Raw genomic sequence first — 22937 nt, forward strand, 5'->3', positions numbered from 1 at the left:
TGGCTCTGCGTTTTTGTTCACCTTGCTGCTAAATGTAAACTTGACAATGCGGAGTCATGCAAATGTCTAAAATGAAAACTCACAGAGGTGCTGCAAAGCGCTTCAAAAAAACCGGTAACGGCGGTTTTAAGTGCAAACAGTCTCACTTACGTCATATCTTGACGAAGAAGAGCTCTAAGCGTAAGCGTCATTTACGTGCTAAAACACAAGTTCACCAGAACGATGTTCCATTAATCGTTCGCATGATGCCATACGCGTAATAAAGGAGACTGAGAATGCCTAGAGTAAAACGTGGTGTAGTTGCTCGCGCAGCACACAAAAAAGTATTAAAGCAAGCTAAAGGTTATTACGGTGCGCGTAGTCGTGTTTATCGTGTTGCTTTTCAAGCAGTAACTAAAGCTGGTCAATATGCTTACCGTGACCGTCGTCAGCGTAAACGTCAATTCCGTCAATTATGGATTGCTCGTATCAACGCTGCAGCTCGTCAAAACGGTTTATCTTACAGCCGTTTCATCAATGGCTTGAAAAAAGCTTCTGTTGAAATCGATCGTAAGATCCTTGCAGATATTGCTGTTTTCGATAAAGCGACTTTCACTGCATTAGTAGAGAAAGCTAAATCAGCACTATAAGCTGAATTAGAATTTATCGAAACAAAAACCGCCAAGCGTAAGCAAGGCGGTTTTTTTATGCCTGAAATAAATTAAGTTAATAAGTTAAGAGATAATTAGGCAAAAAAAAGCCCAAGCACAGTATGGGAAGGAAGAGTTTGCTTGGGCTTGCAAGATTTTTTGAATGAAACCACCTGACTTGGGGAGAGTGATCTCAACTGCTTGCCTAATCTTAGACAAAATTATGACTTGTTAGTCAGAGCTAGGTTCAAGTTTGTACAAAATTAATTCAAATTGACTTCATTTTCGGTAATTTTAATAAAACCTCTTTTTAATCAATAATCTATATTAGCAATCAATTCATAGCCTATTTAATTTAGCCATTTTGTTGTCGAAAATAGCCTTGTTTGTAAATTTTAATTTACATTTTATTGATTTTTCATCGGGAGTTTTTCAAAAAATCGCCTAAATTCAGATAAAAATGAGTTAAGTTTAAATAAAAATAGGTGAATATTAAATTCAAACGCTTGTTTGACTTTTACATGTTTTAAACATAAATTTAAAACATGTGTTTGAATTTGAGGTTGGGCCGTGAGTCGTCATGCTACTAAAGAACGAATTTTAGCAGCTGCTGAGCAGTTATTTGCAGAGCAAGGGTTCGACAATACATCATTACGAGAAATCACCAATAAAGCTGAAGTGAACTTAGCTGCTGTTAATTATCACTTTGGATCTAAAAAAACCTTGATCCAAGCGGTATTGGATCAATATTTCAGTCAGTTTGTACCCAAAGTCTGCCAAAGTTTAACCGCATTAATGCAGGCATCGCGTCAGGTGTCTGTTGATTGTTTATTTCACGCTTTCATTGAACCCTTATTAAGCCTGAATAATCTGAAAAAAAATGGTACTGAACGATTTATGTCGCTGGTTGGTCACGGTTATAGCGAGTCTCAAGGTCATTTAAGACGTTTTTTTCATGAAAACTACGGTCAGTTATTACCTATTTTAATTGAGTCAGTGCAAACCGCTTTGCCGTCTGTAAGCAAGCCAACCATATTTTGGCGTTTGCATTACACGCTGGGGTCAGTGGTTTTTACTATGACGTCTAAGTCTGCTTTGGCTGAAATTGCCGAGGTCGATTTTCAACAGCAAGTTTCAACTGAACAATTGATAAAACAACTCATCCCTTTTTTAGCGGCGGGTATGTCCGCTCCTGACAGCCAATCTAACTTACAGGTGAATGTATGATAATTTTGCTATTAACTTTTGCTGTCATCGCGACAGTGCTTTTGGTTGCTGATGTACGTCGCCAACTGATTACTCGACCTATTTTTTCGGTTTTTAAAAAAATATTACCTCCTTTATCGACAACAGAGCGTGAAGCGATGGAAGCAGGGGATATATGGTGGGACGGCGAATTATTTCGCGGTAAGCCAGATTGGCAAAAATTGCATGCTTATCAAGATGCCACTCTAAGTGCTGACGAGCAACAATTCATGGACACCCAACTCGAAACCTTAATGGCGATGTTGGATGATTACAAAATTTGCCATGAAACAAAAAATTTACCTGAGCCAGTTTGGGATTATTTAAAATCTAACGGCTTTTTTGCCATGATCATCCCCAAACAATATGGTGGACTTGAGTTTTCTTCAGCGGCTAACTCACACGTAGTTACCCGCATTGCTACCCGCAGTTTAAGTGCAGCAGTTACGGTAATGGTACCTAACTCGCTTGGTCCTGGCGAGTTACTTATGCATTATGGTACACAGGAGCAAAAAGATTTTTGGCTACCTAATTTATCAAATGGTAAAGACATTCCTTGCTTTGCATTAACAGGACCTGAAGCTGGATCAGATGCAGGTGCTATTCCCGATAAAGGGATAGTATGTAAAGGCGAATATGAAGGCAAGGAAGTGCTAGGTATAAGCCTGACTTGGAACAAGCGTTATATCACCTTGGCTCCTGTCGCGACTGTTTTGGGATTAGCATTTAAATTACAAGATCCTGATGGTTTACTGGGTGATAAAGAAGATATAGGCATTACTTGTGCCTTGATCCCAACTAGTCACCCCGGTGTGAATATTGGTGATCGCCATAACCCAATGGGTTTGGCATTTATGAATGGCACAACCAGTGGTGAGAATGTATTTATTCCCTTAGAGTGGATTATTGGCGGGGCTGACTACGCAGGTAAAGGTTGGCGCATGTTGGTTGAATGTTTGTCGGCGGGGCGTGGTATCTCGTTGCCGGCTTTAGCAACTGCCATTGGCCATGTCAGTGTACGCATGACCAGCGCATACAGTTATGTGCGTAAACAATTCGGTTTATCAATTGGCCGATTTGAAGGGGTACAAGAGTCGTTAGCAAGAATAGGGGGACTGGCGTATACGTTAGAAGCGGCACGTAAATTTACGATTAGCTCACTTGATATGGGGTATAGCCCGTCTGTAGTTACCGCTATTTCTAAATACCATATGACAGAAATGGGTCGTCAAGTGATCAATGACGCCATGGATATTCACTCAGGTAAAGCGATCCAAATGGGGCCAAATAATTATTTGGCTAACTTATATGCAGGCGTACCGATTGCCATTACGGTTGAAGGCGCCAATATTTTAACCCGTAATTTGATGATATTTGGTCAAGGTGCAACGCGTTGTCATCCGTATGTTTTTAAAGAAATGGAAGCAGCTGCTAACCCAGATCAAGCTGCTGGACTACTTGATTTTGATAGCTTGCTAGTTAAGCACGTTAAGTTTGCGGTGGGCAATTTTGCGGGCTGTTTAGGTTATGGCCTCACTGGCGGACGCTTTATTGATTCGCCAGTTGCCGGCGAAACCGCTAATTATTACAAACAGCTGACGCGTTTAAGCCGAGCATTGGCCTTGTGTACCGATATATCTTTGTTGGTACTGGGGGGCGCTTTAAAACGCAAAGAAATGATTTCCGCACGTTTGGGTGATGTTTTAAGTCAGTTATATTTGGCCTCTGCCGTACTAAAACGCTATGAAACCGATGGGCGTCAATTGACAGACTTACCTTACGTGCATTATTCGGTGCAGTTAGCTTTGCATAAAGCGGGTGTTGCATTTGAAGGTTATTTCCAAAACTTTAGACCGCGTTGGTTAACTAATATACTGCATCGAGTGATATTCCCACTAGGTAATCCATATAAAATGCCTAACGACAGACTTGCGCGTAGCTTGTGCAAAAATATGCTTAAACCAGGCGAGAGTCGGGATAGAGTGTCGTATCTTTGCTATTTAGGTACATCAGAAGACGATGCTACTGGTGTTGTGGAAGCAGCATTTCATGCCATGGTGGAGTGCCGAGAAATAGAAGTTAAGTTAACTTCTGCACAAAAATCAGGTGTCATACCGCGTCGTATTCCGTTAGATGAAGCTATAATGATAGCGTTAGACAAAGGTGTGTTATCTGAGCATGAAGCTAAGCAAATTACTCACGCAGATGAACTGCGCAAAAAAGCGATTGCGGTGGATAGTTTTAAGTTTGAAGAATTAGGCCATGGTGCACAGCACAATGAAGAAAAGGCGAGTGCAGCTTAGGTTGCCCTAGGTGCGTGTTTTTTGTCAAACCTGCTTGTTGCCAAATCTTATAGTATAGTCAAAGCGATCGGGTTTTAGGGGAAGCCGTCAAGCTTCGAGACCCCATGAGCATATGCTCTATTATGTGATTGGGGCGAGTAAGCGCAGACAATGAACCATAAAATCTGAGCGAGAAGACTATAAGAAGCCAATCGTATTCGATTGGCTTTTTATTTGTACAAATTAACTCGTAAAGGGAGCTTAATTTTTCGGGCAAGCCAAGCAGACGGCATATAAACCACGAGGATCATTGAGTTGCGCAATTGCGTTATATTCACCGACTAATTTTTCTGCCATTGCCAGTAACTTATTGTCGTTATGCAAATTAATCTTGGCATCACCTAGGAATGCTTGAGCATTGCCTAATAATTGTTTAATGAACACCTCTTGTGGGCTTAGCTCTTTTTCTACCAACCAGGTTTCATAGTTATCTAATTTGGCGAGCTCGGCTGCCGCCTCAATAGCTTGTTCAAAATCTCCCAGCTTATCAACTAAGCCGAGTTCTTTTGCTTGTAAACCCGTCCAAACGCGACCTTGAGCGACTTGGTCTACTTGCTCTAAGGACATTTCACGACTATTTGCTACTAAGCTTATAAATTGCTGATAAGACTTTTCAACACTCATCTGAATTACGTTAGCTAAACGTTTATCAAGAGGTTTAGCTACACTCATACCAGCCATTTCGGTACTACCTACGCCATCAGCGTGAATACCTAAGTAATCTAAGGTATTTTCGAAGGTCATAAATAAGCCAAAAACGCCGATTGAGCCTGTTATGGTTGTGGGAGCAGCCCAAATTTGATCAGCATTACTGGCTATCCAATAACCACCAGAGGCCGCCATAGAACTCATCGATGCTACAACTGGTTTGCCAGCTTGTTTTAGTAGTTCAATTTCTTTGCGGATCACTTCGCTGGCAAACGCACTGCCGCCAGGGCTGTCTATACGCAATACGACCGCTTTAACTTTATCATTTAAGCGGGCTTTTTGTAGCAACATAGCTGTGCTATCGCCACCAATCTCACCGGCTTTTTGATGACCATTCAGAATCGTACCTTTGGCTACCACGATAGCCACTTGGTTTTCTGAGTATACAGGCAGAGGAATGGGCGGCTTAACGACCTTAAGATAGTCTTTAAAATGAATTTGTTTAAAGCTCTTTTTATCTTTTGACCAACCCACGGTTTCTGCGATCACGCTGCGGTATTCTTGACGCCCAGCTAACTGATCAACCCAGCCATTTTGTAGTGCATATTGAGCAAAGTCACCGCCAGCGGCTGCAAATTTATTGGTGAAAGCGTCTAAGGTTTCATCAAAGTTTTCGATGGCTATTTCACGTTGTTGCGCTACATCCTGCTTATATAAACGCCATAGCGTATCAACCCAAGCTTTGTTAGCTTCTTTTGCGGCTGGACTCATATCATCACGTAAAAATGGTTCAACTGCTGATTTGTAAGTCCCGACGCGAAACACATGGGCTGTAATTTTTAATTTATCAATTGCTGATTTGTAATAAGTAGGGTAAGTACCAAAACCGTCAAGTAAAACCATACCCATAGGGTCAAGCATAATGTGATCCGCGTAGCTTGCTAGGTAGTATTGGTTTTGGGTATAAACATCGCCAATGGCATAGATTTTTTTATCAGCCGCTGAAAATTTATTCAGAGCTTTACCAATCAGCTTGAGTTTGTTGATGCTGGCACTGCGCATATCTTGTAAGCGTAATACAATTGCCTTAATCCGCTTGTCATGAGTCGCGTTGTCTATCACCTCAATGACATCTGTCAATAATGTCTCCGTGTCTTTACGGTTTGAATCGGATGCTTCGGCCATAAATTCTTCAACCGGATCAACTGCTCGTAATTGTTCTACAATATCGCCGCGAATATCCAATACGAGTGCAGATCCGACAGGGATTGTAATCTCATCTTCATCTGACAAGATGGCGGCGACAATAACCAGTAATACGGTAAAGAAAATAAGGTTAATAATTACTCTTCGCGTTACATTGATTAAATCCCAAATTGAAGAGAAAACTCGGGCAATTCCTGATTTGCGTTGCGTCATACAAATAAACTAACGTTTTATACTCATTGATACGCCACAGTTTACACTGAAATAAAGGCAGCGTAACCCCGCTTTATCGCCATTATTAGTAAGCACAGCCGAGTTTTTTAATATTGTATTTTACAAAATATTTACATATCTCTTGTGTTCTACAATAATGAGGTCAGACCAGACTGGAGCGCATTATGTCAACAAACTCTTTTTACCCCAATTTATTTCAGCCGCTAGATTTAGGTTTTACCCAGTTGAAAAATCGCGTGATTATGGGGTCAATGCATACAGGACTTGAAGAAGAAAAAGGTGGGTTTGATAAGCTAACAGAATTTTACCGACAGCGAGCTAAAGGGGGAGTGGGTCTAATTATAACTGGGGGAATTAGCCCCAATTTCAGAGGTCGCTTATCGCCTTTTGCAAGTCAACTTAGTTTTAGTTGGCAGCGGAAAAAGTACAATAAACTTGTGACAGCGGTTGAAGATTACGATTGTAAAATTTGTCTTCAGCTATTACACGCGGGACGCTATGCTTATCATCCATTCAGTGTTTCAGCGAATGCAATCCAATCTCCCATTACCCCATTTAAACCCAAAGCTTTGTCCGAAAGACAAATTGTGAAAACGATTTCTCAGTTTGCTAAGTCTGCGTTATTGGCAAAGCAAGCTGGTTTTCATGGCGTTGAAATAATGGGCTCCGAAGGATACTTAATCAATCAATTTTTGTCTGAGTTGACCAACAAACGGACAGATAAATGGGGAGGTTCAAGGGAAGGGCGTTGCCGCTTTGCGGTTGAACTAGTCCGTGCTGTGCGCAAACAAGTGGGACAAGATTTTATTATTATCTTTCGAATTTCATTGCTTGATTTAGTAACACAAGGACAAACTTGGCAGGATATTGAGTATTTAGCGGGGCAATTACAAAAAGCCGGCGTCACTATTTTTAATTCAGGAATAGGCTGGCACGAGGCTCGAGTACCTACCATAGTTACCTCGGTACCCAAAGCCGCTTTTGTATTTGCTACTGAAAAACTTAAACAAGTCAGTTCGGTGCCCGTAGTTGCAACTAACCGAATCAATATGCCTGATGTTGCCGAGTCTATATTACAAAAACAACAGGCGGACCTTATTTGTATGGCTAGACCCTTTCTTGCTGATCCGGCGTGGGTAAACAAAGCCGAACAGGGCAAAGCTCAACAAATTAATACTTGTATAGCGTGCAATCAAGCTTGCCTAGACCATGTATTTCAAGGCAAGCGTGCGAGTTGTTTGGTTAATCCCTTTGCTTGTTATGAAACTGAATTGACGATACAAGCGACTAACAAACCAAAAAAATTGGCCGTTATTGGTGGTGGGCCAGCGGGGATGGCGTTTAGTTTATATGCAGCGCAAAAAGGTCATCGTGTCACTTTATATGAAGCGAGTCATGAATTAGGTGGGCAATTTAACTACGCTAAGCAAATTCCAGGTAAAGGTGAATTTAATCATACCCTTAGGTACTTTAAAGAAATGCTAAAAGCGCACTCGGTAGAAATTAAATTAAACGAGACTTTTACATTAGGCACAGAGATTGCAAATTCTTTCAAAGAAGAAGGTTCTATTGAAAAAAATGTTTCCGGTAAAAATGAGATAAATGAACAAACTTTGTATGATGAGTACATAGTTGCCACAGGGATTAAACCTAGAGTGCCTAACATTGAAGGAATTAATCACCCTTGTGTTGTCAGTTACGTTGATGTTTTACGTGACCATGTCAAGGTTGGTAGTCATGTTGCAATAATTGGCGCTGGTGGTATTGGATTCGATGTTGCGGAATATTTGCTTGAAGAACCTGTCGATAAAACTAGCGATGGTACTTTACAACACCATTGGTACAAGCAATGGGGAGTTGATACCGAGCTAATGGCTCCAGGCGGTTTAATTGCAGCAGAGAAACCCTTGGTAAAAAGGAAAATAACCCTACTACAACGTAAACCAGGTAAGCTAGGTAAAAATTTGGGTAAAACTAGCGGTTGGGTTCATAGAAAAACGTTACAACAATATGATGTAACCATGCTCTCGGGCGTTGAGTATAAAAAAATTGACGATCAAGGGTTACATTATGTTGTTGATCAACAAGTATGCCGATTAGAAGTTGATACAATTGTTGTATGTGCAGGACAAGAATCTGAACGTGGTTTGTATGAAAAAATGTTAAAAAAAGGTTGTGTTGTGCATTTGCTTGGTGGTGCATTTGAAGCGGGTGAATTAGATGCAAAAAAAGCTATTAGACAAGCCGCGGATCTCGCAACAAAGATATAGTTATTACAGTATAAAAGTAAAATTTACTTGCACTAGAGACAATACTTTTATTTAATTAACAGTGGTTTGCACGGTAGATGTGCTTTAAAAAATAATAAAAAAATAGTCTTTTGTTTTAGCGTTATTTAAATTTAGGGTTAAACTTAAAAGCGAGTAATAAGTGAAAACGAAAACTTATAACAAAATTAGTACACTATAAAGTAAATGGCTTGTTGGAATAATGTTTTATTTCACAGGTTACATATAGAGCAACGCAGTTAATTTATAATCAGCATTTTTGTATAACTCATTAGTTTTTTGTATTGGTTTAAACGATATTAAAAATCAGGGTAGTTATAAACAACACACATGATTTAGGGCTGTATAAACGGTCCTCAGGACAATTGAGTTTTACACTCGCTTCTTAAGGACAAGAACCAAAGTAGTGGATTGCTTTGGTTAACCCTAACCTACATAACACGTAAAGGTAATTTGTAACATGATAAAGACGAATTCAATTGCTAACAAAGTGATGGTCTCGCTGGTTATAACCATAACCGCGGTCTTAGGTATCATTTCAATTGTTTCGTTTTTTGCGAGCCAGTCTTCTGAAAATGAAGCCTATGAGCAAAAGCAGAAATCGTTAGACAAGCAGCTACTGGTTATTTTACAAGATCCAGTTTTTTCATATGACTTTAAGCTTATTCAAAGCATTATTGATGCTTATACGCCTTTATCTGAGATCACATCGATAGATGTCAAAGATCACCGAGGTAAGGAATTAGCAAAGGCGACTGATAAAGGGGAAACTGACTTTACTGCAGTGTTAGAGCTAAAAGGTGAAGATGGCGCGAAAATTGGCTCAATAACAGTCGGGTATTCACGCCAAGCAATATCGGCTCGTTTAGGGGCATTAGCTTGGGAAAAAGTCATTACGTTAATCGCTTCGCTGATAATACTGAGTGCGATATTGGTTTTCGTCATCAAAAAGATTGTTGTTGGGCCTGTTGAAGATGTATCGCGAATTTTATCTGATATTGCAGCGGGTGGCGGTGATTTAACGCAGCGCGTACCGGTAGCTTCGAACGATGAGGTTGGTGTTTTAGCGAAAAGCTTTAACTCCTTCATTCAAACCGTGCAAGAGATTGTGTCTGACGTGGCCAGTGGTGCAAGTAACTTGGCTGAGCTTTCTGGTCGAGTGAGTCATGTTTGTCATTCAACATCAACCAGTACTCAGCATCAAAAAGAGCAAACCGAGCAATCTCTTATTTATTTGAAGCAGTTAGGTGAAGCCACTTCTGAAATTGCACAAAATGCCGAATTAACCGCTGCGACTAGCCAATCTGCCTATGATACAGCTGGTGAAAGTAAGGCCGGTGTTGAAGCTAGCTTAGAATTAGTTCGCTCGTTAGTAACAGAGTTAGACAATACTGCAGAGGTTGCGACTCAATTACGTAGTGAAAGTGATAACATTGGTAGCGTATTAGATGTAATTAAAGGTATTGCAGAGCAAACTAACTTACTTGCATTAAACGCGGCCATTGAAGCTGCACGAGCGGGTGAGTCAGGTCGCGGTTTCGCTGTGGTTGCCGATGAAGTTAGAGCATTAGCACATAAAACGCGTCAGTCTACTGAAGAAATCGAATCGATTATTTCTTCGCTACAAGGTCGAGCTGAAGCGTCATTTGAAGCCACGCATAAATCTAAAGGTTTAGTTAACGAAACTATTCACTCTGTAGAGAAGACTTCAGGTTCGTTTATTGAAATATCTGAACAAATGAGCCAAATTAACGACATGATTATTCAGGTGGCTAGCGCCTCAGAAGAGCAGGCTAACCTAACTCGTGAAGTTACTTCAACTATGGAAAGCTTATGTGACGATGCACAACAACTGGCTGTTGAGTCGCAAGAAATGGAACAAAGCAGTGATGCCATGGTTAAAGTTGAGAAACAATTGTCAGAGAAAATATCTCAGTTTAAGTTCTAATGATTTAACCGACAGAATAACGAAAAAAACCGCGTTTACCGCGGTTTTTTTATGTTCTAATTTTGTGTGCTCGACGCATTTGGTTTTACTAATTTACTTTAATTGACTGTTTTTTAGACGATTATTTATACTTGAAGAGCCTGCGAACCAAGCCAAACTATCGCATACGTCATTAAATTTCTACTTTCATTTTAGATGATTGGCAGTCGGTAGTACTCGCTTGAAATACTGAATAGCGACCTTTTACTTATCTTAAAAATCGCTATTAAATTGTAGATTTAGTGCAATTGGATAATATTTCAACACTGTCAAATACTTTAGCTTGAATGTCACTTAGTTTTTTATCTACCGGTTTTTTATTATTAACACAATCACTAATCGCGGTTAGCGTAAGCTCGTTGCTTATTTCACCTACCATCATTAACGAATGGCCATTTTTTATCGCTTCTACCGCGAATACACCTAGCTTTGTTGCTAATATTCGGTCAAAGCCATTTGGACATCCTCCACGTTGAATATGGCCTAAAATCACGGGGCGGCATTCAATCCCTATTTGTTCTGTTAGTACTTGAGATAAATCATACGCGCCGCCCGGCCAGAGATTTTCTGAAATCACTATGATATAGCTAGAACGGCCATGTAGTTTTCGAGCGGATTCAACATGCTGAATAATGCAATCGAGTTCTTGATGAATGTCCTTTAAACCTTCGGGATAAATAATTTGTTCAGCACCTGAGGCTATGCCTGAGGATAAGGCGATAAAGCCCGCATCACGCCCCATCACTTCTACCATAAATATACGTTCAAATGCGTCAGCGGTGTCGCGTAGCTTATCTATTGCATCTATTACGGTTTCGGTCGCGGTTTGAAAGCCAATCGTGTTGTCAGAACCAGATAAATCATTGTCAATCGTCCCAGGTATGCCAATGAGCTGTCCTTGCCAATATTTAGATAAGTGCATCATGCCGCGTAGTGAGCCATCACCACCGATCACGATAAGCGCATCAATCTCAGCTGCATCTAAATGCTTGGCGGCCAATTTGATACCAGACTCTGTTTTAAACTTGCTGCACCTTGCACTTTTTAATAGGGTGCCACCTTTTTGAATAATATGTCGCACCTGTTGCATTGTCAGTAACTCAATTTCGTTATCCACTAAGCCGTTGTAGCCGTGGCGAAAACCATAAACTTGATAGCCAAAGTGTAGCGCTGTCAAAACGACAGATCGTATACAGGCATTCATACCAGGCGCATCGCCACCACTTGTCAGAACTGCAATTCGTTTCATATCGTTCTCAAATTTTTAAACGTGTTTATGGGCAAAGTTTAGCTAAGATATCAACTTCCTGTATGAAAATTGTTGATCTATATTCAGTTTTTTTTCGCGGCTTGCTTAATGTATAGTGGCCGTCTATACGTTGTCGCGATTGTCTATTGTCACCCAATGAAATTAATTAATAGTGCCATACTCATCATTCCTTTGCTGCTGAGTTTTTCAAGCCAAGCGAGTTGGATTAATCACGAATTCAAAGTCATGGGAACCCAAGCTAAAGTCAAGTTTTGGTCAGAACTTTCTGAGCGTCAGGCGGAGCAGGTGGTTGAATCAATAGTCGCAGAAATGCAGCGAATTGATAATGAAATGAGCCCGTACAAGCCTACTAGCTTGTTGAGTCAAATAAATCGCAACGCAAGTAAGGGTTGGGTTGTTGTTACGCCTGAGTTGTACCACTTGTTTACCACGGCCACAAAAATTTCTAGCTTAAGTCACGGCGCGTTTGATATTACCTATGCATCCGTTGGTTATCAGTATAATTACCGTGAAAAAGTAAAACCGAATAAGCAGTTTATTGCACAACATATACAAGCGATTGATTATCAAGCGGTCGAATTGGCGAAGAATAAATATCAGGTTAGGTTTACCCAGCCTAATGTTAAGGTTGATTTAGGCGGGATAGCTAAAGGCTTAGCGGTTAAAAATTGTTTGCAAATATTACGCGACAGCAATGTTAAACATGCATTAGTCAGTGCTGGCGGCGACACGGGGCTGTTGGGAGATAAGCGAGGACGCGACTGGATAGTTGGGGTTAAACACCCAAGGGCAAGCAGCCAGCAAGCCGTGGTATTGCCATTAAATAATGAAGCTATTTCTACCAGTGGCGATTATGAGCGTTATTTTATTGAAGATGGTATGCGTTATCACCATATCATCAATCCCAACACTGGGGATTCGGCACGAGAGGTACTGAGTGTGTCTGTAATAGGGGCTGATCCTGTTTATACCGATGCCTTATCAACCACTGTATTTGTTAAAGGCTTGCAAAAAGGCTTAGCACTTATTGAATCAATTGCAGGTTATGAAGCGATAGTGATAGATAAAAAACTAACGCTTCATTTTTCCTCTGGGTTAAAGAATTAACCCGTTGTTGCCATTGAGCTGGTGATGATAGGTTCAAATGCCGTAAGTGAATCTAACATGATTGCGTTACCTAAACCTTGCCCAGGTACAACATTAGTGAACAGGTTTTGTTCGCCATGTAATGCCATATAATTGAGTAATACAGTTTGCACTAATAAGTTCACATTGTTGGCTGCGGGTGAAGAGGCTGTTTCAACCGATGCATCGGAGCGCATAAAGCCTATTTGCTGACTCATGGCTTTGGCTGTCTCATTGGCTCCCATTAATACAGGTCGTCCGCTTGGATTATAAACTAAGAAGAAAGATGCGCCTGTTGATGAATTATCACCTGTCCATTCACCTTTACCACGCCCTTCAATTGAGTCATCAATTCGCCCGTTACTGGCTACAGAACCATCGCTAAAGACATACATCATTAATGGCATATTACGACGTGCGGCATATTCTAAACACGCGCCCATACAGCGACCGGCACGTAAGTCTCTGAGTTCTCCGGTGCCACGTTCACCCGTATGGTAGTCAAAGCCACCCATAGTGATTGTGCCAGCGCCAGCATAGCCATTGATCACCAGCTTCATGACAGAGGCTGTTTTTTGAAATTCAGATTCGTTGTTAAATTCTTCGCTGGTAAAAATACCGGCTGGTCCAACAATATCAGGGTCGAGTATTGGATCTAAGGTTGAAGGATCGCCAAATCGGTCGGCTAAATCAGCACTTTTAACATAACCACAGCGCAGCATTTCTTTTATTACGTCGTCGCGACTGACACCTGTACTAATGCGTGATAGTTTTTTATCACTAATGCGCACTATGTTTTCCATAACAGTTACCGCGTCAGATTGTGACAATAAACTAAATAAGTCGCCAAGATCGACCAACCCTGTGACATCGCTAGGGCGATCAATTTTTGTTGGTCGTTTACTGAGATCAATAAAATTAGCCGGTGCCATTGAGTTACCGCCAGAGTCGGTATTGCGAGATCCTATTAACGGCATGAGTGATCCATTGGCGCCAGCCGCCGCGATAGCATACATGGGATTATGTGGGTTGTTTCCAGTGTCGTTGTCGGAGCGAGCAGGGATCACTGCCCCATTTATTGCCGCGGCTGTCTCAGGCGAGACACGCTCTAAAATACCCTGTAAAAACTGCGAGTCAGAATGAAATGCAAGGCCCAAATCCGTATTAATAAAATCGTTGGTATCGGTTTGGCTATTAACGACAGCTGGCGTCATGTCACCAGGTAAACCTAACTTGCTATAACCCGCGGTTGAGAGAAAATCGAGCTGACCGCCAACCCCGCCTGTTAGTACATTAGAACCGGCTATATTAGCGCCACCGGCTAAATCAAAAGCAATGAAGGGAATTTTACCAGCGCCTTGTACATTAATACCGCAAGCTTGGCGTAATGTTTGAATATCATCTTTAAGTGCCGCATGCGCTTGGTGCGGGTTACCAAATAGACTGAATAAAGATAGCCCGCCAACCACTGACGCGCCTTTACGTAAACCGGTCGAAATAAAGTCTCGGCGTGTATAAGGGCGGGCATGATCGCTAAACAACAACGGAGCATCTGGATGTAAGGCTTTACGTTTACTCATCTTTTTTATCGGTTCCTGTTGTTATTGTATTAGCAACGTTGCGCTGGCCATAACCGCGGCACAGGTTGATTTAGCAACTGTTTTTGTTCGTTCTGCATCGCAGCCACCGGGACAAATTGTCGACAGTGGTCTCACCAATTGCTCTTCTAAAGTGGGTAATAGCTCAGATTTTAATGGTTGGCTTTGTAAATTACTTGGCAGCATTTTATTGAGAATACCATTAACCAGTTCTTGACGTTGTGCTATTGACAATAACGCCACATTGGAAGCCTGGGTAAAATCTATTGTTGGTAACCAAGAGGTACGTATACTGGTATCTTCAATGGCTTGGTCACAGTAGGCGATTGCGAGCTGGGTGATAGCCATTTGCTGAGCTGATACAAAGGTTTCAATATTTTCGCCTGACGGTAATTGGCGCTGCACTAATTGATAAGTACTGCGGACTTTGGCGTTGCTAGCCGGAATACCGGTTAATTGACTCATTGAGGCATTAATTTCAGCAAAATTACGCATGCCAATACTCGGTTGCGCAGTGTCGTCAGGCGTTTCAACTGGTGTGCTGACAGCAGGCTCACTTCTCACGTAAGTTTTATCTGCGAGCTGCTCAAAAGTTAAGAAAAACTCGTCTTGCTCACTACCATTTTCGATAGGGATAATGGTGCCTAAGCGAGAAATTGGGTAGGGCTCGGCGGTGGAGATATTGATATTTTTACTCACTACTCTATTCATACTCGCGAAAGATTGCCCGACTTCACTTTCTTTACCATTGATACCAAGTCGCATACCTTTAATAGGTAGGTCTTCAGGCAAGGAGTTACCATCGAGATTCACTAATTTAGGTGTAGAAAATAAATAGCTGTAATTATCAAATTGGCTGACTTCAAACAGGACATAAGTGTTAGGTAAATTGATGATGTCACTAATTGAAAACAATAAGAAAAACTTCTGACCTACACCCACATCAAAGTTTTGCTTAATTTGTTCAGGCGTTAATGCCCTGTTAAATATGGCTAAATAGCGCATACTGCCTTGCCATTGGTAATTATTTGATGCTTCGTTACCTATCATTAACGCAAAGCTGTCGTTCCAATTAGCGATGGGGGACATCTCTTCGTCACTAACATCAATTAGCTCACCATTTACATAGAGCTTACGGCCTTCGTTAGGTTTATAAGTTATCACCACATGTTGCAGTGTTGCTTGCAGCACTTCATCAGCATCTGGTGTACTGAGTGCGGGCTCACCATTGGGGCTATTGGCGCTAGTTCGCAGCATGAAGTCGTAATTATATAGTGTTTGTCCTAGTGTAAAGTTGCGCTCGGTATCACCAGATGAGTAGCTGATAATACGTGCAGGACCTTCTTGAAATACATTGCCAGGAGTAACCCAAGTTTCAATAGCAAACTCGCCTGTTGACACAATCAAGTCATGAATTTTTTTACTGTCGGCTGTCGATGCTTGCGCCTTGCCCGAGTTTATTTTCACGCCCCAGCTTCCTAACCATTCTATATTACCGCTTAATCTGAGATTGGCGGCAGGCGATACAGGGGAGGTGTCATAAGCAATCGCACCGGAGCCGGTTTTAAATTGATAGAGCGCGATCACGTCAGATTCGTAGCGCCCTCCGGTAGCGGCAACAACTCCGTCTGTCATACGAAGTGCTTTTGAAATAATAAAGTTACTGTCTACCTTATTGGGGGTGATGCTGTCGCTTAATGCCTTGACTGCGGTTAGCATTTCTTGGCCATTTAACTGGCAGTTGCTCCAACAATTGTGAAATTCATTGGTCAAGCGCACAACCAAGCGTGACATTTCTGGTTGGTCAAGGTTAATCACACGTTTGGCAGCTTCATACGACAGTGCCGCGTCATTGCTTGCAAAGAAGGGCGATTGAGCAAACTGAGCTGACTCTTGGTGACAATGACCACAATATTGGGTGAGGATAGGATGCACTTGTGTGTTAAATACCGAGCTACTATCAGGAAAGCTTTTACTTTCACCAGGGTCTTTTTCCTCCGGTGCGGTAAAGTCGATTTCATTTACTTTACTTTCTCTATCTCCAGCCCATAAGCGGATCCATTGCGTCATAGTATCAGCACAAGCTTGGTCACTGGCAAGCCAGCAATTGTGCCCGTTGGCAACTTTGGTTACGAGTCTTGAGTTGTCGGCATCGGTTAAATCAACCAGTGAAAATGCTGCACTATAGGCTAAATTCACATTAGCAAAATCAGCAAAATAGGGAGCTTGACCTTCCTCTTCATTATGACAATCACCGCATTTATTGGGGGTGATATTCTGCCAAACTGACTGTTGGAATTTGCGAATATCTTCGGTTTGTGCTGCTGGGCCTTTATAAACGTTTGATTTTTCTTCAATTTGCTCAGGTGGAATACTTTCAACTTCGCCTCCACCACATGCGCAAAGTGTTATTAGTATAAAGGCGAAAATACAGTGACGGTTGAAATAATGCTTCACTACTATTCTCCCATACAATAAACACCCAACTCAGAAAATACGTTTTTGAGTCGGTAGGAGTGAGATTTAAAAGACGCGACACTCGTTGCCACTTGAGCCAAATCATTAGTCGACTTGGGCTCGCGTAGACAAACGGTTTTAAATACTTTTTTGACTTGGCATTGGGCAAACGCTTCGCTATTGGCTAATTCTTGGCCGAGCGATTTAGCGCCCGCACCTTTGCCAGGTAGGGTTTCATCCCAATTCAGCTTTTTACTGTTTATGCCTTGGCGCCAATAGTTAATCCAATCATCATTTCGGGTAACAAAACCATAGGGGAAATTAGTGGCATTAATATGATATTTAGCTTGTACGCGTGAGCCTGTGTCAGGATCTGTGCTGCCGTCCGCGTTATACACGATCCGTCCAGATTCTCGGTCATTGGTAAAGTCAAAATTATAATAGGCGTAAGCTTGAGCAAGTGGATCCATGCCGCTGTGACAGGCTAAACAGTTATTGACGAAAATACGTGAATCGCCGCCCGGACTTCTCGATACATCTTGGCGGATGCGGTCAGATGGCCGAGTGTTGTCTTTTAACGGCTCTAAATCCGTACATAAATGATTCATTAATGTAAAACGCAGCATAGCGCGGTTAGTGCCTAAGTAAAAAAACGACCGAGCGGCTTGCCGCGTTGTCATAATACCGGCCGTCGCTTCTGGTGGAAATCCGTTTAAACTGGATTGAGTCACTTGCTCTAAATGTTGCTTTAAATCAATAGATTGCTCGTCTAACGCAGCGTAATGATTGTTGTTATTTGTACTGTAAGCCGGAATATCTAAAGAACTGGCGCCAACATAGGCAATATCGCCTTGTAGCACTTGTCTAAAATCAATGTCATCGCGCACCATGCCAATGACTGTTGCGCTGTAATCATTTAATGGTCTAAAAATATCTTGTTCTTCGTTTGTCCAAGGCGTGGCGAATAGTTTTAAGGTGACAGAGTAAAAACTGGGGGTGTCAATTGCAATGTCTGCTGCAGCCGACGCTTGATTGGCATCAATTAACGCCGCCATCTCATTTAACCTAGCTTCATCAGCTGGTACACCAGCTAATCGGTCGTGTAATTGTTTAGCTTGTTCTAATGAACCAGCGTACGACAAGGGAATTGTCGTGACTAATAAAAGCCCGAGCGCAAGCTTAAAGTAACTAAAACAGGACTTTACATACTGGATTAACATCCTCATACTGCCTCCTTGAAGATGTTGCGTAAGCCTAAAGCGTGACACAGTCGGAATAAATTATCTATATAGTGGTCAGTTGTAATGAGAACTGACCTACAAGAATTATAATTTTTATTCATTGTTATTTAATCTAGCACCAGCCATGGGCTAGTCTTTTTTGAGAGTGAAGAAACTCTGATGCGACATGGGTTCAATGTCAACATTAGCGTACCAAAAACTATACTAGACACAGTGACTAACTCATTAGTGACTGCTCGGAAAAAGATTAGCATGATCTCGAAACTAAAACGGTTCGGATCTGCGCTCGTTGTACTTGTTCTATCTAGCTGTGACACCGGTACTTCTGTCAGTGAAGAAAATGCCGACCCCATATTGGTTGAGTTTCCGGTTGCGTACATTGAGCGTGATCTTATCACCAATCCTGACAGGGCAGAAGACGAAGACGCACAGCCATATACGGTTTCTGCGCGTAATCCATTTATTTTTAATCCCGGCGCACGCTTGGTACTTAAAGCCAATGCTTTTGCCGGTTCCAAGCAGACTGATTTAACTAGCAATTTATTTGCAGAAGGGGCGCGTATTGATTTACGTGACCTCATTGTTTCGCCCGATGGTTCTGAGTTTTTAGTTTCCCTGCGTGCCCCGCAAATCGCTGATGTTGATGAAGACCAACAACCAACTTGGAATATTTGGCGATACAAACACCAAGATAAAAGCTTCAAACCTGTCATTCAAGATGCCAGTATCGCTGAGCAGGGACACGATATGATGCCGGCTTATTTACCTGATGGCCGTATTGTTTTTTCTTCTACGCGGCAAAAATTGGCACGAGCGATTTTACTTGATGAAGGGCGCCCACAATATTCAGCTTTAGATGAGCGCATGTCGGTTACAACTTTAAATTTGCATGTGATGAGTGCGCAAGGTGATGCAATCGAGCAAATTACCTTTAACATGAGTCACGACTTTTATCCGCTGGTGCTGCAAGATGGCACTATCTTGTATAGTCGCTGGGATACCATGGGCGGTCACAATAAGATTAACTTGTATAAGATGTTGCCAGATGGCACTGAAAATCATTTATTGTATGGTTGGCACTCACATGAAGCCAGTTTTGATGAACAAGACGTAACATTAGAGTTTATTCGCCCCCAGCAACTGCCTGACGGTAAAATTTTTATGATGTTAGGCAGTGAAGATGGCACCTTGCTGCAAAAACGTCCTGTACTCATTAATAGCCAAGACTATATAGACCGAAATCAAACCATTGCTTCTTTAACGACCACAGAAGAATCAGACGCTATCGAAGATTACTTTTCAACACTTAATGCTGAGGCTAGCCAACTAAGCTTTAGCTTTGATACACGCGTTAATCCATCTGGCCGTATTCATTCTTTATTTGCATTGCAAGATGGCAGTGAGCGCTTATTGATCAGTCGAGATTTGTGCCGCGTGGTGATTAATGAGCAAACAAAAGTGTGCGGGCAATTGTCTGATGACGCATTGGCCGACCCTGAATTAACCCTTGCCGAACCTTTATTTGATTTATGGTTATTGGATAAAAATACTGCGACTCAGCAAAAAGTGGCGTCAACAACCAGTGGACGGTCAATAACGGAAGCAGTCGTTTTACAACCCAGTTTAACCCCGCCTGTTTTTATAGCCGATAAAGTTGTTGGCAATGAGTTAGATGAAAGTTTGGCTAGCCAGCAAGCAGGCGCTGTGCATATTCGTAGCGTTTACGATGTTGATGGCACCAATAGCCAAAACCAAACCATTGAACAGTTACGAGACCCATTACAAAATCAAGCGTCAAGCCTACCGGCGCGTTTTATGCGCGTGGTCCGTGGTGTGCCTATGCCACCAAGAGATGTCCGGCGGGTACGGGGTACAGACTTCGGGCGTAGCAGTGGACAACGCATGCGTGAAATTATTGGCTATACCCCGATCCAGCCTGACGGTTCAGTTAAATTTAAAGTCCCTGCAAATACGCCATTTGCGATCAGTGTCGTTGATGCTGCGGGGCAGCGTGTCGGCGGTCGACATCGACAATGGTTAAGTGTACGTCCAGGAGAAACGTTAACCTGTAACGGTTGTCATTCTGCTAATAGCACAGCACCTCATGGGCGTCCAGATGCAGAGGCCGCATCTATCAACCCTGGGGCACCAAGCGATGGTGTCGCATTTGCTAATACTAGAGCGGATATTCAACCTGACTTTGGCCACACTATGGCACAAGCACTGGAAAAATTTTCCGGATTAGCTGAACTCACACCCGATATTCAATATTCAGATGTCTGGACCGATAGTAATGTCTCGCCAGTGAGTGCCGACATCAATTTGAGTTATCAAGATTTAGCAACGCCAACACCGACAGGCGCTGATTGCTTTAAACAGTGGAGCGCTTATTGTCGAGTGCAAATTAATTATCAAGAGCATATTCAACCTCTATGGCAATTGCCTCGTCAACAAGTGGATGTAGTGACTTCGGAAGTCTTGCAGGATGATACTTGTATCACTTGTCATTCTGTTTCTGACGCTGATGGCTTAGTACAAGTGCCAGCTGGTCAATTAGAACTGACAGGTGGTGCCTCGGTTGATCAGCAGCGTCATCTAACCAGCTATAGAGAATTATTCTTTAATGATAATGAACAAGAAATTGTCGATGGCTTATTAGTTGATCGTCTGATTGAACGAACTGATAATCAGGGTAATACGGTTTTTGAAACCAATGAAGAAGGTGAATTAATACTTGATGCGGAAGGTAACCCGATCCCAGTTCTTATCAATGTGCGTGTAACCAATATTTTGCGGACTGGAGGCGCTCGTTCGAGTTCTGCTTTTTTCGATTTATTCAACGAAGGTGGAAGTCACTTTGGTCGATTACAACCAGCAGAATTACGCCTATTAAGAGAATGGTTAGATATAGGAGGGCAGTATTACAATACGCCTTTTTATCCAGAGCCTTAATGTTTGCACCCTGTTGGAATTAATTAACAATAATAAGTACATAACCCTTAAATGAAGCAATTAACTACGTGCCAATGCCGCCTTATAAAGCTGTTTGTCAGTGCTATTTTGAGCATTTGCTTGCTGGCAAACCAAGCTAATGCTCAAGAGCATAAGCCAGAGTCATCATGGTGGAATTTATTTGCTAACGAACAGCTTGTGTCTATTGTTGTTGAGGTTCCCTATATTGAATTACGTTCGGGGCCGGGTATCGGTTATCCGGTACTCAATATTGTCGAGAAAGGTGAAACCCTTAATATTATTTTAAAACGCACAACTTGGCTTAAAGTAGAAGATAAACGCGGCAACCAAGGTTGGCTGTATCAGGGCGATTTAAACGGCGTTACCCAAGAAGGCAGTCGTGTGCGTTTATCAACCGAATACCAGTTCGAAGATTATTTACTGCGTGATTGGGAAGGCGGCTTTATGTACGGTGACTTAGAAGGCGCTAATTATTTCAACGTTTACCTTGGTTACGCTTTTAGCCCTGTATTTAGTAGCGAAATTTCTTATGGACGTGCCATTGGCGATGTTTCTGACAGTACTATTATTGAAGCTAATTTAGTCGCCTCGCCTTATCCAGAATGGTTTATTACACCTTATGTGTTAGTTGGCGGTGGTACTATCGAAACCACGCCACACAGTGTGTTAGCAAAAGCTGAAGACAGAAACCACACGTTGTTAAGTGCGGCATTAGGTTTAAAATATCATTTGGCACGCAATGTATTAATTCGTAGCGAAATCAAACAATCCATCGTACTCACAGACAGAGACGAAAACGAAGAGATCCAAACATGGAAAATAGGCTTCAGCGTATTCTTTTAACGGCAATTTGTAGCGTGTTGCCTTTGTTTTCATTGGCAACTCAAGCTAATGAAAGGGCAGGGCTTGATGATGATGTACCCGTTAAGCCCAATGTCGAACGCCGCCAAATATTAGAAGATAAGCTTGATAATGAAAATTTTGAATTTGGCTTACAAGCGGGCGCATTGAGTATCGAAGACTTTGGTACAAGTGGTATGTTAGGTGCGCATTTTTCCTACCATATGACAGAGTTTTTTTACTTAAAAGCCAAAGCCTTGTCGGCCAGTGCAGGAAAAACTAGCTTTGAGCGTTTAGTGCCATCGTCTCCTTTATTAACTGACTCACAGCGCGAGCTAACCCATATTGGTTTAAATGTTGGTTATAACTTGATGCCGGGTGAAACCTTTATTGGTAAAAATTTAGCGTTTAATAACGTATTTTCCATTGAGTTGGGTGCAGGTACGACTGAGTTTGCCGGTGACGATAAATTTACCATGAATTTTGCCGCCAATTACCGCGTATTTTTTACCGATTGGATCACTTGGGACTTAACCATGGCAGACATGATATTCGATACTCAGGTTACCGGTGAGAGCAAAACAACCCATAACTTGAGCTTCGCGACAGGCGTTGCTTTTTACTTTTAGCTATAGTCAAAGCGATCAGGTTTTAGGGGAAGCCGTCAAAGCTACCGCATCCGTGCTCACGCTCCTTACCTACATCCATGTAGGCAAGCTTCGAGACCCCATGAGCATATGCTCTATTATGTGATTGGGGCTGCCTAAAGGGATTTAGGTAGTAGGACGACGCAGGAGCCAAAGTCGAGAGTAAGCGCCGACAATGAACCATAAGAGCTGAGCGAGAAGACTATA

At 42.0% G+C, this 22937-nt stretch carries 15 protein-coding genes; 10 read left to right on the forward strand and 5 right to left on the reverse strand.

The window, feature by feature from the left end:
* Positions 1-62 precede the first annotated feature (62 nt).
* From rpmI to C2869_RS13250, 4 genes are all read left to right on the forward strand, one after another.
* Positions 63-260: a 50S ribosomal protein L35 gene (gene rpmI / locus C2869_RS13235; RefSeq protein ID WP_108605052.1), complete on the forward strand. Its 198-nt coding sequence runs from the start codon at positions 63-65 to the stop codon at positions 258-260.
* Between the two features lie 15 nt (positions 261-275).
* Complete coding sequence (rplT, locus tag C2869_RS13240; protein WP_108603392.1) at positions 276-629, forward strand: 50S ribosomal protein L20; 354 nt, start codon at positions 276-278, stop codon at positions 627-629.
* A 570-nt stretch (positions 630-1199) separates the two neighbouring features.
* The gene (locus C2869_RS13245; RefSeq protein WP_108603393.1) at positions 1200-1856 is read left to right on the forward strand and encodes a TetR/AcrR family transcriptional regulator; all 657 of its coding nucleotides are present in this window, start codon (positions 1200-1202) and stop codon (positions 1854-1856) included.
* Complete coding sequence (locus C2869_RS13250; RefSeq protein WP_108603394.1) at positions 1853-4177, forward strand: acyl-CoA dehydrogenase; 2325 nt, start codon at positions 1853-1855, stop codon at positions 4175-4177. The genes C2869_RS13245 and C2869_RS13250 overlap by 4 nt, the downstream gene beginning before the upstream one ends.
* Positions 4178-4417: 240 nt before the next feature.
* On the opposite strand, the gene sppA is transcribed toward C2869_RS13250, so the two are convergent.
* The gene (gene sppA, locus C2869_RS13255) at positions 4418-6283 is read right to left on the reverse strand and encodes a signal peptide peptidase SppA (RefSeq protein ID WP_108603395.1); all 1866 of its coding nucleotides are present in this window, start codon (positions 6281-6283) and stop codon (positions 4418-4420) included.
* Positions 6284-6468: 185 nt separating this feature from the next.
* On the opposite strand from sppA, the gene C2869_RS13260 reads away from it, so the two are divergent.
* Together C2869_RS13260 and C2869_RS13265 are read left to right on the forward strand one after the other, a co-directional pair.
* A complete protein-coding gene (locus tag C2869_RS13260) occupies positions 6469-8574 on the forward strand; it encodes an NADPH-dependent 2,4-dienoyl-CoA reductase (RefSeq protein WP_108603396.1) in 2106 nt (701 codons plus the stop codon).
* 478 nt (positions 8575-9052) lie between these two features.
* Positions 9053-10540: a methyl-accepting chemotaxis protein gene (locus C2869_RS13265; protein ID WP_108603397.1), complete on the forward strand. Its 1488-nt coding sequence runs from the start codon at positions 9053-9055 to the stop codon at positions 10538-10540.
* 265 nt (positions 10541-10805) lie between these two features.
* Here the strand turns inward: C2869_RS13265 and C2869_RS13270 are convergent, their stop codons facing one another.
* Complete coding sequence (locus tag C2869_RS13270; protein ID WP_108603398.1) at positions 10806-11828, reverse strand: ATP-dependent 6-phosphofructokinase; 1023 nt, start codon at positions 11826-11828, stop codon at positions 10806-10808.
* 156 nt (positions 11829-11984) lie between these two features.
* Between C2869_RS13270 and C2869_RS13275 the strand changes: the two genes are divergently transcribed.
* The gene (locus C2869_RS13275) at positions 11985-12956 is read left to right on the forward strand and encodes an FAD:protein FMN transferase (RefSeq protein WP_108605053.1); all 972 of its coding nucleotides are present in this window, start codon (positions 11985-11987) and stop codon (positions 12954-12956) included.
* Here C2869_RS13275 and C2869_RS13280 read toward each other — a convergent pair.
* Genes C2869_RS13280 through C2869_RS13290 form a run of 3 tightly spaced genes read right to left on the reverse strand, consistent with a single transcriptional unit; the run spans position 12953 to position 18255 of the window.
* On the reverse strand, positions 12953-14554 hold the full coding sequence (locus tag C2869_RS13280) for a general secretion pathway protein GspF (RefSeq protein WP_108603399.1): 1602 nt from the start codon (positions 14552-14554) through the stop codon (positions 12953-12955). The two genes, C2869_RS13275 and C2869_RS13280, sit on opposite strands and share 4 nt — an antisense overlap.
* Positions 14555-14575: 21 nt before the next feature.
* A complete protein-coding gene (locus tag C2869_RS13285; RefSeq protein WP_228710663.1) occupies positions 14576-17029 on the reverse strand; it encodes a LamG domain-containing protein in 2454 nt (817 codons plus the stop codon).
* A gap of 2 nt (positions 17030-17031) precedes the next feature.
* Positions 17032-18255: a hypothetical protein gene (locus tag C2869_RS13290; protein ID WP_108603400.1), complete on the reverse strand. Its 1224-nt coding sequence runs from the start codon at positions 18253-18255 to the stop codon at positions 17032-17034.
* A 267-nt stretch (positions 18256-18522) separates the two neighbouring features.
* Between C2869_RS13290 and C2869_RS13295 the strand changes: the two genes are divergently transcribed.
* The 3 genes from C2869_RS13295 to C2869_RS13305 are packed head-to-tail and all read left to right on the forward strand — an operon-like array spanning position 18523 to position 22712.
* Positions 18523-21222 carry an HzsA-related protein gene (locus C2869_RS13295; protein WP_159084164.1) on the forward strand — a complete coding sequence of 900 codons (2700 nt, stop codon included), beginning with the start codon at positions 18523-18525 and terminating at the stop codon, positions 21220-21222.
* 51 nt (positions 21223-21273) lie between these two features.
* Positions 21274-22086 carry an SH3 domain-containing protein gene (locus tag C2869_RS13300; protein WP_108603402.1) on the forward strand — a complete coding sequence of 271 codons (813 nt, stop codon included), beginning with the start codon at positions 21274-21276 and terminating at the stop codon, positions 22084-22086.
* Positions 22056-22712, forward strand: a complete 657-nt coding sequence (locus C2869_RS13305; protein ID WP_108603403.1) for an outer membrane beta-barrel domain-containing protein — start codon at positions 22056-22058, stop codon at positions 22710-22712. Before C2869_RS13300 ends, C2869_RS13305 begins: the two co-directional genes overlap by 31 nt.
* Positions 22713-22937 lie beyond the last annotated feature (225 nt).

It is taken from the genome of Saccharobesus litoralis, from assembly GCF_003063625.1.
Taxonomy (GTDB): domain Bacteria; phylum Pseudomonadota; class Gammaproteobacteria; order Enterobacterales; family Alteromonadaceae; genus Saccharobesus; species Saccharobesus litoralis.